The following is a 14,798-nucleotide window of genomic DNA, read 5'->3' as shown; positions in this document are numbered from 1 at the left end:
TGGCATCCGACGCGCGCACGGTGGCGCTTGGCGCGTGCCAGGTGACGTGCGGGTGGATGTTCGCGAGAGAGTGCCTGCTGTGTGGTGGCGGTCAGCGCGTCCGAACGAGCACACACGTCTCGTTGGCCACGCGCGTCCCGTTCGCATCCGACGCGCGCACGGCGTCTCTCCAACGCACCAGATGCCGCCCTGCCAAGCCGGGCCCTACTTCGTGACAGCGGCCAACGCGTCCACAAGCCCGTGCCCGTAGAACGAGTTGTACTCCGAATACCCGGTGCAGAAAGCGTCCTGCACCCCGGTCCCGTTCAAGTCATAGTCCCCAGGACAAGCCAGGGTCTCAGCCTGCACGTTCAACATCCGCCCCAGCGACACAGCATCCGCCTCTGGATGCACCGAAGCGATCAACGCCGCCACCCCAGCAGCATGCGGCGCAGCCATCGACGTCCCGCACGAGTAGTCGTACCCGGACGGCACGGTCGACAACACACACCCGGTAGGCGTGCGGGGGTCACCACCGGGAGCCGTCACGTCGATCGCCCCCAGCCCGTACGAGCTGTACCCGGCCTTGGTCTTGTTCGAATCGACCGCCGACACGCCCACCACGTTCTTGAGCTGCGCCGGCAGCACCACACAAGTCGAGTCGACCGGACGCGTCTGCGCCTCACCGTTCGTCGGCGACATCGAGTCGCGCCCAGGCCGGGACAGGTCCGCGCCCGCGTTGCCCGCGGCGGCGACCGTCAGCACGTTGCGCGAGGTCGCGTAGTCCACGGCACGGCGCACGGCCTCGTAGATGACGCGCTGGCCAGGCTCGCTCTGGCACGTGAACAGGTACGGGTCGATGAAGTAGCTGTTGTTGGTGATCGTCATGCCCTGTGAGGCGGCCCACATGAAGCCGCACACCGCGTATTCGGGGTAGATGAAGCCCTCGTCGTCCACGACCTTCACGGACGCGATGCGCACGCCCGGCGCGACGCCCGTGGTGCCGCGGCCGTCGTCAGCGGCGGCGATGGTGCCGGCGACGTGCGTGCCGTGGGCGGAGGTCGTCGGGGCCCAGGCCGACGGTGACGTGTCGGGCTTGCCGGTCAGGCAGCCCGCGGACAGTTCGGGCGCCAGCGCGTCCACCAGGTCCGGGTGCTTCGCGTCGACGCCCGAGTCCAGCACGCCCACGACGACGGACTTGGAGCCCGTGGTCACCTCGTGCGCGGCGGAGGTCTTGATGAGATCCATGTCCCACTGCTCGCTGGAGCGCACGCCGGACGGCCGGAGCAGTTCCGTGTCGTCCTTCTTGCGCTTCACCGACCGCTTGGAGCTCTCGGCCTGGGCGCTGTAGGCGCGCTGCGGGCCGATCAGCTTGAGGAACGACGGGTCCGGCGAGGTCGCGACGGCGATCGAGATCTCGGGGTAGTAGACGGTCGTGGTACCGCACGCCTCCGTGATCTCCGCGTCCGCCATCGCAGGGGTGGTGAGCTGCGAGAACACCACCAGGTAGCGCAGCAGCGGACCGGGCTGGATGCACTCGGGGGTCACGGGGGAGACCCAGGGCTGCGCGGCCGCGGGCAGGGACGCCGCCAAGCACCCGGCCGCGAGCAGTGCGGTCAACGCAGCCACTCGAGCGCGGTGGAGCAGAGGCACCAGTGACCTCCAGGTAGGCAGGGCGTCCAGTCAGCCGGACCGTAACCACGCGCAACGATCTAGACAAGCTGAACGTTCTGAATCAGGTTCACGGTACCGTCCTACTGGACGAACAGCCTGCGCCGATGGGACCGCTCACCCGTCGGAACACCACTCGGGAGCACCGCTGAGCCGCAACCTGCCCAACAACCCCTCCGCCGCGGCGGTGCAGAAACTGCGCCTCCGCTACACCAAGCGGGGGAGGTTGCGCTTCACTTCGCACCGCGACATCGCTCGCACGTTCGAACGTGCGCTGCGCCGGGCAGGCGTGCCCATGGCCTACTCCCAGGGGTTCAGCCCTCACCCGAAGGTGTCGTGGGTCGGCGCCGCGCCGACCGGTGTCGCCAGCGAGGCCGAGTACGTCGAGGTGTCGGTGGTCGAGAAGGTCGACCCGGTGGCGCTCAAGGCCGCGCTCGACGAGGCGTTGCCCCCCGGCATCGACGTCGTCGACGTGGTCCAGTCGCTCGGTGGCAACCTCACCGAGCGCATCGACGCGAGCGAGTGGCGGATCGAGCTCGACGGAGTCGGGCCCGATGAGCTCGCGAAGGCGGTGAGCGTCTTCCTCGCGGCGGAGTCCGTCGAGGTCGAACGCCTCACCAAGAACGGCACGAAGATGCTCGACGTGCGGCCGGCCGTCGTGTCGGCGCTGGTCGAACCACGTTCGAGCGACGCCGGACACGATGACACCGCTTTGTCACGACCGTGTGGGATACTCATGACGGTCGTACGGCAGGTAACGCCTACCGTGCGACCCGACGACGTGCTGAATGCGCTTCGCGTCGTGGCCGATCTCGTGCCGCCGGTACCTGCGAGAGCAACCCGGATGGCGCAGGGAAGGCTCGACGGCGAGGGCAGGCTGGTGGACCCGCTCCAGCAGGACAGAGAGTCCTGACGAGCGCAGACGGTTGTCTGTTCGGTCCGGTCCAGCCGGGACGCGCATACAGGAGGAGCGGCGCTGACAGCGGCGTCGTCGTGGGACCTGCGCAAGCGTGCGCCCAGTGAGGCGCCACGCCGCTGCGCGCGAGGCAAGGATTCCCGCCGCGAGAAGCGGTGGAAGAGACGAGAGAGGCCCCTGCGCGGCCGCGTCCTCACGGGACGCGCCCGGGGGTGGAGGAGCTGCATGTCGAACGAGGACAAGCCTGCCGGTGTCACCGGCGGGCAGGGTGTGCTTGCCGCACGCCCGGCACTGGCGGACCTGCCGGACAAGTTGCGGGTCCACGCACTGGCGAAGCTGCTGGAGGTCAGCAGCAAGGACGTGATGACGGCGCTGGCCGACCTCGGTGAGGTCGCCCGCAGCGCGCAGTCGAGCGTGAGCCGCGACGTGGCCCTGAAGGTCGCCGAGACGCTGGTCGACTGGGACGACGTGGTCACCGGTGATGTCACCGAGGACTACGAGGCCCCCGCGATCCCGGCGTTCGAGGCACCGGCGCTCGCGCCGCTCTTCGCCGCGCCGAGCGCGGTCTTCCTGCCGCCGACGCCGGTCGAGCGCCCCAAGGCGCCCGTCTCGCCGTTCGTCGTCGAGGAGCCCGAGCCGGTCGCCGAGGAGAAGTCCGTCGGCGAGATCGCCGCGGACGAGCTCGACGCCGCCGAGGCGGAGTCCGAGACCGACGCGGACGCCGAGGCCGACGGTGACGACGAGGGCGACAGTCGCCGTCGCCGCCGCCGGGGCCGTCGTGGCCGCGGCCGCGGCAAGGGCACCGACGGCGAGACCGAGGAGTCCGACGACGCGCCGGCGGAGGACGCCGAGGCCGGCGAGGAGTCCGACGCCTCCGACGAGGCCGAGGACGAGGGCGACGAGGGCTCGACCCGCCGTCGCCGCCGTCGCCGTCGCCGCAAGACCGGCACGGACGACGAGGTCGTCGCCGAGGACGACCCGCCGAACACGGTCGTGCACGTCCGCGAGTCCCGCGACGCGCGCGACGACAAGGCCGACTCCGAGGCCGCGCAGAGCGAGGTGCGCAGCATCCGCGGCTCCACGCGCCTGGAGGCCAAGCGCCAGCGCCGCCGCGACGGCCGCGAGGCAGGCCGCCGCCGCGCCCCGGTCCTGACCGAGGCCGAGTTCCTGGCCCGCCGCGAGGCCGTGGCCCGCACGATGGTCGTCCGCGAGCGCGGCGACCGCACCCAGATCGGCGTGCTGGAAGACGGCGTGCTGGTCGAGCACTTCGTCACGTCGTCGGGCACCGGCTCGATCGTGGGCAACGTCTACCTCGGCCGCGTGCAGAACGTGCTGCCGAGCATGGAAGCCGCGTTCATCGACATCGGCCGCGGCCGCAACGCCGTGCTCTACGCCGGTGAGGTCGACTGGGACGCCGCCGGTCTCGAGGGCAAGTCCCGCAAGATCGAGCAGGCGCTCTCCAGCGGCGACTCGGTGCTCGTCCAGGTCACCAAGGACCCGGTCGGCCACAAGGGCGCGCGCCTCACCACCCAGATCAGCCTCCCCGGCCGCTTCCTGGTCTACGTGCCGGGCGGCGGTGCCACGGGCATCAGCCGCAAGCTGCCGGACAACGAGCGCAAGCGCCTCAAGGACATCCTGAAGAGGGTCGTCCCCGAGGACGCCGGCGTGATCATCCGCACCGCCTCGGAGGGCATCTCCGAGGAGGAGCTCGGCCGCGACGTCACGCGTCTGCAGGCCCAGTGGAAGGTCATCAAGGAGAAGTCCGAGACCACCTCCACGAAGGCCCCGGCGCTGCTCTACGAAGAGCCGGACCTGCTGGTGAAGGTCGTCCGCGACCTGTTCACCGAGGACTTCGCGCAGCTCGTCGTCCAGGGCGACGAGGCGTGGGAGGTCATCGACTCCTACGTCCGCCACGTGGCGCCGGACCTGCAGGACCGCCTGAAGAAGCACGTCGGCAACAACGACGCGTTCGTCGAGTACCGCATCGACGAGCAGCTGATGAAGGCGCTCGACCGCAAGGTCTGGCTGCCCTCGGGCGGCTACCTGATCATCGACCGCACCGAGGCGATGACGGTCATCGACGTCAACACCGGCAAGTTCACCGGTTCCGGCGGCAACCTCGAAGAGACCGTCACGCGCAACAACCTGGAGTCGGCGGAGGAGATCGTCCGCCAGCTCCGGCTGCGCGACATCGGCGGCATCATCGTCATCGACTTCATCGACATGGTGCTCGAGTCGAACCGCGACCTGGTGCTGCGCCGCCTGACCGAGTGCCTCGGCCGCGACCGCACGCGTCACCAGGTCGCCGAGGTCACCTCGCTGGGTCTCGTGCAGATGACCCGCAAGCGGGTCGGCACCGGCCTGCTCGAGGCGTTCAGCCAGACGTGCGAGCACTGCCGCGGCCGTGGCGTCGTCGTGTCCACCGAGCCCGTGCACTCGCACGGTGGTGGCGGTGGTGGCGGCCAGCAGCAGCAACAGCAGGCCCAGGGCGGTGGCCGCAAGTCGCGCCGCAACAAGGGCGGCGGCGAGCAGGCGGCCGAGACCACCGAGGTCGTCGAGGCCTCGGTCGAGGCCCCCGAGGCACCGGTCGAGCCCGAGGTCGTCGAGCCCGGCGAGCCGGAGGACACCTCCGAGGACGTGGTCGCGGCCGACCAGGAGCACGAGGGCCACGGCCGTCGTCGCCGCCGTCGCCGTGGCCGCGACAAGGAGCCGCAGGCTGTCGTCGACGCGGTCGTGGTCGAGGAGCAGGCGCTCAACGGTCACGTGCCGCACGAGGTCGCCGAGGACCCGGAGCCGGTCGAGGTCGACCCCGTGGTGGTCTCCGAGACCGAACCCGCGGTGATCGAGGAAGCGGCCGAGGAACTCGTCGAGCCGGTCGCCCCGGTCGCCGAGAAGCCCGTCGTGACCGGTCGCATCGGAGCCCAGCGGCCCGCCGAGCCCGAGCAGGAGCAGCCCGTCGTGACGGGTCGCATCGGCGCTCAGCAGCCCGTCGTGACCGGCCGCATCGGTTCGCAGCGGCCTCTTCCGGCCGTCGAGCCCGAGCAGGAGCCCGCGACGGCCCCTGAGCCGGTCTCCGCGCCCGAACCCGTCGCCGAGGCCCCTGCGGCCGCCGTGGAGGCCCCCGCGGCCCGTCCGCGGCGCCGTGCGGCCAAGCGCGCGGCCGGCGCCCCCGCCGCGACCGAGGCACCCGCCCCGGTCGTCGTCGAGGTGCCCAAGCAGCCCGAGGTCCAGATGCCCGCACCGGTGGTCACCACCACCACTCGCAGGCGCCGCGCCGTGTCGCGGCCCGCGGGACCGCCGGTCCAGGAGGACTGACGAGCGGAAGTGAGACCGGGGTCGCCTGCTGGGGCGGCCCCGGTTTTGCGTTGCGGGACAACGTTGTGAGCGACCGCACAGCCTGCGGGAACGTGATCGGGGCACCCCGGTTTGCTCCCGGCGCACCCACTCCCGTAACCTTGTCGACGGCCCGCCATCCGACGGGTCCTGTCGTGTGCCTCCTCTGGTGTCACTTGGTGGAAACACCTTCCCAGACTGGTTGGCACATGGCCCGTCACCATCGAGTAGCAGGAGACTTCCGTCCTGATGTACGCGATCGTCAAGACCGGCGGCAAGCAGTACAAGGTCGCTGTCGGCGACATCGTCGAGGTCGAGAAGCTCGAGGGCGAGCCGGGCACCGAAATCTCCCTCCAGGCGCTGCTCGTGGTCGACGGCACTGACGTCACCGCTGACGCGGCTGCCCTGGCGAAGTTCTCGGTTACCGGCAAGCTGGTCGAGCACACCAAGGGCCCGAAGATTCGCATCCACAAGTTCAAGAACAAGACCGGCTACCACAAGCGACAGGGTCACCGTCAGAAGTTGACCCGCGTCGAGGTCACCGGCATCACCGGTAAGTGAGGACCTGACTTCTCATGGCACACAAAAAGGGTGCATCCAGTTCCCGCAACGGCCGTGACTCCAACGCTCAGTACCTGGGCGTGAAGCGGTACGGCGGTCAGGTCGTCAAGGCCGGCGAGATCCTGATCCGTCAGCGCGGCACCAAGTTCCACCCCGGCGTTGGCGTCGGCATCGGCAAGGACGACACGCTGTTCGCCCTGCTGCCCGGTGCGGTGGAGTTCGGTTCGAAGCGCGGTCGCAAGACCGTCAACATCGTTCCGGTCGCGGTCTGAGGACCGTTTCCGCGACGTAGTTAGACCTCTGCGAGGGGCGGGACCGGGTCAACCGGAACCGCCCCTCGTTGTTTGTCCCAGTCTTTTGAGAGGAAGTATTTCCGTGGCCCGCTTCGTAGACCGGGTGGTGATCCACGCTGCCGCCGGCAACGGGGGCAACGGTTGTGCTTCAGTGCACCGCGAGAAGTTCAAGCCGCTCGGCGGCCCGGACGGCGGCAACGGGGGCAGTGGCGGCAACGTCATCCTCGTCGTCGACTCGCAGGTGCACACCCTGCTCGACTTCCACTTCCGCCCGCACGCCTCCGCCACGAGCGGCAAGGCCGGCGCCGGTGCGAACCGCGACGGCGCCAACGGCGAGGACCTGGTCCTCCGCGTCCCGGACGGCACCGTCGTGCTGACCGAGGCCGGCGAGATCGTCGCGGACCTCGTCGGCGAGGGCACCCAGCTCATCGCCGCCGCCGGTGGCCGCGGCGGTCTGGGCAACGCCTCGCTCGCGTCCAGGGCCCGCAAGGCCCCCGGCTTCGCGCTGCTCGGTGAGCCCGGGGAGACGCGCGACCTGGTGCTGGAGCTCAAGTCCGTCGCGGACGTCGGCCTGCTCGGCTTCCCGTCGGCCGGCAAGTCGTCGCTGATCTCCGTGCTCTCCGCCGCGAAGCCGAAGATCGCCGACTACCCGTTCACCACGCTGGTCCCGAACCTCGGCGTGATCACCGCGGGCGAGACCATCTTCACGATGGCGGACGTCCCCGGCCTGATCCCCGGTGCGTCGCAGGGCAAGGGCCTCGGCCTCGACTTCCTGCGCCACATCGAGCGCACCGCCGTTCTCGCGCACGTCGTCGACTGCGCGACGTACGAGCCGGGCCGCGACCCGATCGCGGACATCGACGCGCTGGAGAAAGAGCTCTCGGAGTACACGCCGGCTCTCGGCGGCAACTTCGAGGACCGCCCGCGCGTCGTGATCCTCAACAAGGTCGACATCCCGGACGCCCAGGACCTCGCCGACATCGTCCGCCCCGAGATCGAGGCCCGCGGCCTGCCGGTCTTCGAGGTGTCGACCGTGTCCCGCCAGGGCCTGCGCGAGCTGACCTTCAAGCTGGCCGAGGTCGTGAACGAGTACCGCGCGGCCCAGCCGAAGAAGGAGTCGACCCGAATCGTGCTGCGGCCGACCGCCGTGGACGACCAGGGCTTCACCGTGACCGAGGACCCCTCGGTCGAGGGTGGCTTCATCGTCAAGGGCGAACGCCCCGAGCGCTGGATCCGCCAGACCGACTTCTCCAACGACGAAGCCGTCGGTTACCTCGCGGACCGCCTCAACAGGCTGGGCGTCGAGGAGAAGCTCGTGAAGATGGGCGCCGTCCCCGGTTGCCAGGTCACCATCGGCGACCTGATCTTCGACTGGGAACCGACCACCCCGGCCGGCATCGCGATGACGATGACCGGGCGTGGCACGGACATCCGTCTCGAGCGCAACGACCGCATCGGCGCCCACGAGCGCAAGGCCCTGAAGAAGGCCCGCCGCGCGCCCGGTGAGTACGGCGACGACTTCGACGAGGAGTAAGACGTGACGGCCCCTGTGGTCTCACAAGCTCGAACCGCGGTCGCCTCGGCGCACCGCATCGTGGTCAAGGTCGGTTCTTCTTCTTTGACCACGGCAGAGGGTGGCCTCGACCCAGCGCGCCTCGACGCGCTGGTCGACGCCCTCGCCGCTCGTTCCGCCGCGGGCAGCCAGGTCGTGCTCGTGTCCTCGGGCGCGATCGCCGCCGGCCTGGCGCCGTTGAAGATCTCCCGCCGCCCGCGTGACCTCGCCACCCAGCAGGCCGCGGCGAGCGTCGGGCAGCTCACCCTCGCGCACGCCTACGCGAACTCGTTCGGCCGTTACTCGTTGACGGTCGGCCAGGTCCTGCTGACCGCCGACGACGTGGTGCGGCGTGCCCACTACCGCAACGCCCAGCGCACGTTCGACCGCCTGCTGGCCCTCGGCGCGGTGCCGGTCGTGAACGAGAACGACACGGTCGCCACCGAGGAGATCCGCTTCGGCGACAACGACCGCCTCGCGGCCCTGGTCGCGCACCTGGTCGGCGCGGACGCGTTGTTCCTGCTGTCCGACGTGGACGCGCTCTACTCGGGCGACCCGCGCAAGCCGGGAGCCGTCCGCATCGACGAGGTGGCGTCAGCGTCCGATGTGGACGGTGTGAAGGCCGGGACCGCGGGCGCCTCCGGCCTCGGCACCGGGGGCATGGCCTCCAAGCTCGCCGCGGCACGGCTCGCCTCGTCCGCGGGCATCCCGGTCCTGCTCACCAGCGCCACCGAAGCCGGTCGCGCCCTGACCTCGGCCGACGTCGGCACCGCGTTCGCCGCAACGGGTTCGCGTCTCACCGCCCGCCGCTTCTGGCTCGGCTACGCCACCGACGCCAACGGCCGCCTGCACCTCGACGACGGCGCGGTCGCCGCGGTCGTGGGCCGGCGTCGTTCGCTGCTGGCCGCCGGGATCACCGGCGTGGACGGCGACTTCGAGGCCGGGGACGTCGTGGAACTGGTCAGCCTCGCGGGCGAGGTCGTGGCCCGCGGTGTGGCCGGCTACGACTCCGCGGAGCTGCCGTCGCTGATCGGCCGCAAGACCCACGACCTGCCGGAGGAGCAGCGCCGCGAGGTCGTGCACGCCGATGATCTGGTGCCGCTGCACCGCTAGGGCCTGTGTCGAAGTCTGATCCGCGACAGCCGGGCCCGAGGCGGCCCCTGGCGGCACGGCCGGACGACCCACGTACAACACCGGTACGCGGGCCGTCCGGCCGCACCACCAGGAACCACCTCAAGCGCGACTCTCATCGAACCAGACTTCGACACAGGCCCTAGTGTCGGATGCATGGCCCGGATGCATGACGTCGTCATCGACTGCGCCCATCCCGCGTCGCTCGCCCGGTTCTGGGCGCAGGCGCTGGACGACCACGAGATCGCGCCGTACGACGACGCTGAGCTGTCGCGGCTGAGCGCCATCGGGATCGACGACCCGGAGGACGACCCGTCGGTGCTGCTCGCCGGGTCGCCGCGGTTCTTCTTCAACCGGGTGCCGGAGCCGAAGACCGTCAAGAACCGCGTGCACGTCGACCTGTGGTGCGACGACGTCGAGGCCGAGGTGGCGCGGCTCGTCGACCTGGGCGCGTCCGTGGTGAGCCGCGACGGCGTGTGGTTCGTGCTGGCCGATCCCGAGGGCAACGAGTTCTGCCTCAGCTCAACCGAACACCCCTTGTCTCCGGAAGCGTGAGGGTCACGAGGAACGTGATCACGGCGGCGACCGCGACGTACCAGAAGAAGATGGTGCCGCCCACGGCCTGGATGACCAGCGGGGCGGTGCCGCCGAACACGGCGACGGTCAGGTTGTACCAGGCGCCGATGCCGAGGCCGCGCAGTTCGGTCGGGAACAGCTCGCTCATGATCGCGGGTGCGATCGACGTGATCGCCGTGTAGAGCCCGAGTCCCACGGCGAACACGACCACGAGGTTCGCCAGACCGGGTTTGACCAGCGTCGACAGCGGCACGACGAGCAACGCCATCGCCGCCGCCCACACGAGCATCTGCGGTTTGCGGCCGTACCGGTCGGCCGTCCACCCCATCGGGTACTGCAGCGCGATGAACACGACCGTGCCGATCGACAGCGCCAGGAACACGTCGATGTCGTTGGCGCCCTTGGTCTTCACGGCGAACGGCGTCAGCGCGCTGAAGAACGTGTAGAAGCTCAGCGTCGAGAGCAGCGTGATGCCGATCAGCTGCCCGACGGCCTTCGGGTGCTCCTTCAACGTCATCAGCAGCGGGTTGCGCAGGCTCTCGGCCTTGGCCTTGTTCTCCTCGAACTGGTCGGTCTCCTTGAGCTCGCGCCGCAACCACAGTCCGATGAGGCCGAGGACACCGCCGATCAGGAACGGGACACGCCAGCCGTAGGAGGCCATCGCGGCCTTGTCGAGGTTGCGCGACAGGAAGAACCCGAGCAGCGACGCGATCAGCACCGCCGCGCCCGTCGAGATGTAGAAGAACGACGAGTACCGGCCGCGGTGGGAGGCGGGTGCGATCTCCGCCAGGTACGCCGACGCGTTCGACACCTCGCCGCCCAGCGCCATGCCCTGCGCGATGCGCGCCAGTACCAGCAACGCCGGCGACAGCCAGCCGACCTGCTCGAACGTCGGCAGCAGCCCGATCACCACCGAACCGCCCGACATCAGCACGATGGTGAAGAGCATCGCCGTGCGGCGGCCCTTCAGGTCCGCGAACCGGCCCAGCAGGTAGCCGCCGAGCGGGCGGAAGAAGAAGGCGAGCGCGAAAGTCGCGAACGTGCTCAGCAGCGCCGCGGCCTCGTTGCCGGAGGGGAAGATCTGCGTGGCGAAGTAGATGCTGAAGGCCGTGTAGATGCCCCAGTCGTACCACTCCACCGCGTTGCCCGCGCTCGACGCGACGAGCGTGCGCACGGGCAGTCGATGCTTCTCCGAAGTAACCGCCATAGACGCACCCAATCACATACGGCGACGAATCGGTGCGTACGTCTCGACTGGATCGTTGGTCAGGAAGTCGACGATCATCGCGTTGCACAGCGCGGGTTTCTCGTGCAGCAGCCCGTGTGACGTGCCGGGAACGACCGCCAGCTCCGCGTTCGGCAGCGACCGGTACATGGCCGTGGCGTGCTCCAGGGTCACCTCGTCGTCATCACCGATCATGACGAGTGTCCGGTTGGGCACCTTTTCGAGGTCTGCTCCGGTCAACGCGGGCGAACGGCGGTGCATCGGCGTCAGTTCCGTGGCCGGATCCCAGCCCGTGTGGTGGTAGACACCGCACACGACCACAAGGCGTTGCACGAGATCAGGTCTGAGGGTGGCGGTGAGCAGCGCGATCGTGGCGCCGTCGCTGCAGCCGAGCAGATGTGCGGGCCCGGTCCGTTCCAGGAACGCCACGGTCTCCCGCGCCATCTCCGTGTGGTCCTGAGTGGCCTGGTCGACGCGATGGGGTGCGTGCAGGGCGAAGTCGGCGAGCGCGTCGAACTGCGGCCCGAACGCCGAGGGGTCCGCGCCACCGGGGTGCAGGAGTACAAGTGAGTCGGCCATGTGGGAGTAGACCTCTCTCGTCGTCGATACTCATCGCCGTGCGATCTATTGGTTTGGTGACGTTGGTGGTCCGCGACTACGACGAGGCGATCCGCTTCTACGTGGAGGGACTCGGGTTCACGCTGGTCGAGGACCTTCCGCAGGGCGACAAGCGCTGGGTCGTGGTGTCGCCGGGGGAGGGGACGTCGCTGTTGCTGGCACAGGCTGACACAGGTCAGCAGCAGGCACGAGTGGGCGACCAGACCGGTGGCCGCGTCGGGTTCTTCCTGAACACCGACGACTTCGACCGCGACCACGCCCGCATGGTCGAGTACGGCGTGCACTTCCGGGAGACGCCGCGCGACGAGGTCTACGGCCGCGTGGCCGTCTTCGAGGACCTCTACGGCAACCGCTGGGACCTGCTTCAGCCCGCCCGCGCCTGACCGGGCGACACCCCGACGACCCGCTTGAACGCCCGGCTGAACGCGGCCTCCGACTCGTACCCGAGGCCGCGGGCGATCTCGCTTACCGTGCTGTCACGGTCCTTGAGGCGGTTCATCGCGACGTGCATGCGCCACCGCGTGACGTAGCGCATGGCCGGTTCGCCGACGAGTTCGGTGAACCGCGCCGCGAACGCCGACCGCGACATGGCGGTCTGGTGCGCGAGGCGTTCAACTGTCCACGGCTGCGCGGGATCGCGGTGGATCAGCGCGAGCGCCTGCCCGATCTGCTGGTCCTGCAACGCTCCCAGCCAGCCAGTGCGCGCGGCCGGGTCGTTGGCGAGCCACGAGCGGATCGTCTGGATCACCAGCACGTCCGCGAGCCTGGTGATGACCGCCTCACCGCCGGGGCGCACGGCCTTCGCCTCGGCCGCCATGAGGTCGATCGTGGCGCGCATGTCATCGGCACGCCGCACGTACAGCACGTTCGGCAACACGGTGACGAGGTGCTTCGCGGCCGGGTGCTCGAAGCGGACCGCGCCGCACACGAGATGTGTCACCGCGCCGCCGCCACCGTGCCGCAGGATCGCGTAGTTGTCGGTCTCGAACTCGTGCGGCAGCGTCGTCACGACCGGCGACTCCGCCTCCCCGGAGAACAGCCGGTGGCGCTGCCCACCAGGGACGAGCAGTACGTCACCGGGCTCGAGCGAGATGACCTGGCCGTCGACCTCGACGTCGCACCGGCCGCTGGTGAGGACGTGGAACCACAGGCAGTCGCCCATGTCGGGCATCGTCGCGCCCCACGGCTCGGTGAGCTCGTTGCGGCAGTAGAAGGTGCCGGACATCCTCAACAGGTGCAGTGCCTCGCCCAGCGCGTCCGTCATGCCGTTGATTCTGGACGAACGAGCAAGCCCGCGCGATGAACTGTCATTGAGAGTCCGGTCGCCGAACGTCAGAGTTGTCGCCATGGGGACAACCACTCTGATCGCAGTCGCCGCCACCGGTCTGATGGCCGGCGTGTTCTTCGCCTTCTCCGTCGCCGTCATGCCCGGCCTCGCGGACCTGACTCCCGAGCACGCCCGCGGCGCCATGCGGCGGATCAACGCCCGCATCCAGAACCCGGTGTTCCTGCTGGTGTTCCTCGGCACCGCGGTCGTGTGCGGCATCGAGGTCTTCCAGGGCCGGATCGCCGGCGGCCTGCTCTACGTCCTCGGCTGCTTCGTGCTGACCATGGCCGTCAACGTGCCGATGAACAACCGCCTCGAACGCACCGACGACGCCTATTGGCCCGAGTACCTGCGCAAGTGGACGCTCTGGAACCACGTGCGCGCAGCCTGCTGCCTCGCCTCGACCGTCACCCTGCTGCTCGGACTCTGAGCCCGTTCTTCGGACGCATCGCGGCGAGCCCGGTCGCCACCAACCGCTGGGGGAGCAGTTCCGGCTTCGGCCTCTCCAGCAACACCTTCAGCATCACCGTCAGTTCGGTCGTGGCGAGCCCGGCCCCGACGCACCGGTGCGGCCCGCCACCGAACGGCAGGAACTCGTGCGGCGCCGGCTTCGACTCCCAGCGATCGGGATCGAACCTCAGCGGGTCCGGGTAGATCTCGGCCAGCCGATGCGTGACGTACGGGCTGTACAGCAGGAACGCGCCCTGCTTGATCTTCTTCCCGGCGAACTCGAACAGTTGCGCCGCCACCCGCGCCGACACCACCGCCGGCGGGTACAGCCGCAGCGTCTCGCTGACGACGTTCGCCAGGTACTCGTCGTCCTCCCGCGCCCGCTCCCAGACCCCGTTGTGCCGCAACAGGTTGAACACCGCCCACGCCATGGCGCCGCTCGTCGTCTCGTACCCGGCCGCGATCAGCGTGACGACCTGGTCGCGCACCTCCAGATCGCTGAGCCCGTCCCCCTCCACGAGAGCGGCGAGCACGTCACCGGCCTCCTTGCCCTGACGCGTCTCCTCGATCGCCTGGTAGACCCGAGCGTCGACGACCCTGCGCGCCCTCATGGCGTCGCGCCAAGCGGGCGCCCTCATCGTCCGGAGCACCTTCACCACCGCCGGGTTGCGGTCGATCAGGTTGATCAACACCTGCAGGTGCGCACCGAAGAAGTCCGACTCCTCCGCCAACTCCTCTCCGAACAGCGCATGAATCGTGCTGCGCCGAATCGCCCGCCGGAACTCCTGGTAGACGTCCACGACCTCACCGGGCCGCCACGCGTCCACCATGGCCTCGGCGTTCTCCCGCATGACCGGCACGTACCCGGCGATCTGCCGATGCGCCAACGCCGGCTGCACGAACCGCCGCCGCCGCTTGTGGTCCTCACCGTCGCTCACGATCAACGACGTGGGCCCGTCCACCGGCACCAGCGACTGGAACGCCCGCTCCACCTCGAACAGCTCGGAGTGCGCGAACACGAACCGGTTCGCCTCGGGCCCGAGCAGGTAGGTGTGCGGCCCCACCCGCACGACCGGTCCGAACCGCCGGTACAGGCCCGCGAGGAGATCGGCCTGCCGGTACCGCACGACGTCCGGAGTCATGCCGCTGACAGTGCCACAGGGCAG

The 14,798-nt window shown here is 69.7% G+C and carries 14 protein-coding genes; 9 read left to right on the top strand and 5 right to left on the bottom strand.

Annotated elements, in window-relative coordinates:
• Positions 1-204: 204 nt before the first annotated feature.
• Positions 205-1,608, bottom strand: coding sequence for a S8 family peptidase (locus IE307_RS45105; protein ID WP_229905664.1), 1,404 nt, complete (start codon positions 1,606-1,608; stop codon positions 205-207).
• Between the two features lie 229 nt (positions 1,609-1,837).
• Between IE307_RS45105 and IE307_RS45100 the strand changes: the two genes are divergently transcribed.
• From IE307_RS45100 to IE307_RS45070, 7 genes are all read left to right on the top strand, one after another.
• A complete protein-coding gene (locus IE307_RS45100) occupies positions 1,838-2,563 on the top strand; it encodes a TIGR03936 family radical SAM-associated protein (RefSeq protein WP_191305651.1) in 726 nt (241 codons plus the stop codon).
• A 228-nt stretch (positions 2,564-2,791) separates the two neighbouring features.
• Positions 2,792-5,881, top strand: a complete 3,090-nt coding sequence (locus tag IE307_RS45095; protein WP_191305650.1) for a translation initiation factor IF-2 N-terminal domain-containing protein — start codon at positions 2,792-2,794, stop codon at positions 5,879-5,881.
• Between the two features lie 267 nt (positions 5,882-6,148).
• Positions 6,149-6,460, top strand: a complete 312-nt coding sequence (gene rplU, locus IE307_RS45090; protein ID WP_030479431.1) for a 50S ribosomal protein L21 — start codon at positions 6,149-6,151, stop codon at positions 6,458-6,460.
• A gap of 14 nt (positions 6,461-6,474) precedes the next feature.
• A complete protein-coding gene (gene rpmA, locus IE307_RS45085) occupies positions 6,475-6,732 on the top strand; it encodes a 50S ribosomal protein L27 (protein WP_090071165.1) in 258 nt (85 codons plus the stop codon).
• A 103-nt stretch (positions 6,733-6,835) separates the two neighbouring features.
• Positions 6,836-8,287, top strand: a complete 1,452-nt coding sequence (obgE, locus tag IE307_RS45080; protein WP_191305649.1) for a GTPase ObgE — start codon at positions 6,836-6,838, stop codon at positions 8,285-8,287.
• 3 nt (positions 8,288-8,290) lie between these two features.
• A complete protein-coding gene (gene proB, locus IE307_RS45075) occupies positions 8,291-9,418 on the top strand; it encodes a glutamate 5-kinase (protein ID WP_191305648.1) in 1,128 nt (375 codons plus the stop codon).
• Positions 9,419-9,592: 174 nt separating this feature from the next.
• The gene (locus IE307_RS45070) at positions 9,593-9,991 is read left to right on the top strand and encodes a VOC family protein (protein ID WP_191305647.1); all 399 of its coding nucleotides are present in this window, start codon (positions 9,593-9,595) and stop codon (positions 9,989-9,991) included.
• Here IE307_RS45070 and IE307_RS45065 read toward each other — a convergent pair.
• Both IE307_RS45065 and IE307_RS45060 read right to left on the bottom strand, forming a co-directional pair.
• On the bottom strand, positions 9,954-11,219 hold the full coding sequence (locus IE307_RS45065) for an MFS transporter (protein WP_191305646.1): 1,266 nt from the start codon (positions 11,217-11,219) through the stop codon (positions 9,954-9,956). The genes IE307_RS45070 and IE307_RS45065 overlap by 38 nt on opposite strands.
• A 12-nt stretch (positions 11,220-11,231) precedes the next feature.
• Positions 11,232-11,816, bottom strand: coding sequence for an alpha/beta fold hydrolase (locus tag IE307_RS45060; RefSeq protein WP_191305645.1), 585 nt, complete (start codon positions 11,814-11,816; stop codon positions 11,232-11,234).
• 38 nt (positions 11,817-11,854) lie between these two features.
• Here IE307_RS45060 and IE307_RS45055 point away from each other — a divergent pair, with 38 nt between their 5' ends.
• Positions 11,855-12,238, top strand: a complete 384-nt coding sequence (locus IE307_RS45055) for a VOC family protein (RefSeq protein WP_191305644.1) — start codon at positions 11,855-11,857, stop codon at positions 12,236-12,238.
• Here IE307_RS45055 and IE307_RS45050 read toward each other — a convergent pair.
• The gene (locus IE307_RS45050; protein WP_191305643.1) at positions 12,220-13,119 is read right to left on the bottom strand and encodes an AraC family transcriptional regulator; all 900 of its coding nucleotides are present in this window, start codon (positions 13,117-13,119) and stop codon (positions 12,220-12,222) included. The two genes, IE307_RS45055 and IE307_RS45050, sit on opposite strands and share 19 nt — an antisense overlap.
• An 82-nt stretch (positions 13,120-13,201) precedes the next feature.
• Between IE307_RS45050 and IE307_RS45045 the strand changes: the two genes are divergently transcribed.
• Positions 13,202-13,612, top strand: coding sequence for an anthrone oxygenase family protein (locus IE307_RS45045; RefSeq protein ID WP_191305642.1), 411 nt, complete (start codon positions 13,202-13,204; stop codon positions 13,610-13,612).
• Here IE307_RS45045 and IE307_RS45040 read toward each other — a convergent pair.
• Complete coding sequence (locus IE307_RS45040) at positions 13,590-14,774, bottom strand: cytochrome P450 (RefSeq protein WP_229905663.1); 1,185 nt, start codon at positions 14,772-14,774, stop codon at positions 13,590-13,592. The genes IE307_RS45045 and IE307_RS45040 overlap by 23 nt on opposite strands.
• Positions 14,775-14,798 lie beyond the last annotated feature (24 nt).

This window comes from Lentzea cavernae, from assembly GCF_014653695.1.
Classification (GTDB): Bacteria; Actinomycetota; Actinomycetes; order Mycobacteriales; family Pseudonocardiaceae; genus Lentzea; species Lentzea cavernae.
The sequence above is the reverse complement of the archived record's forward strand: the minus strand, read 5'-3'. Positions and strand labels throughout refer to the sequence as shown.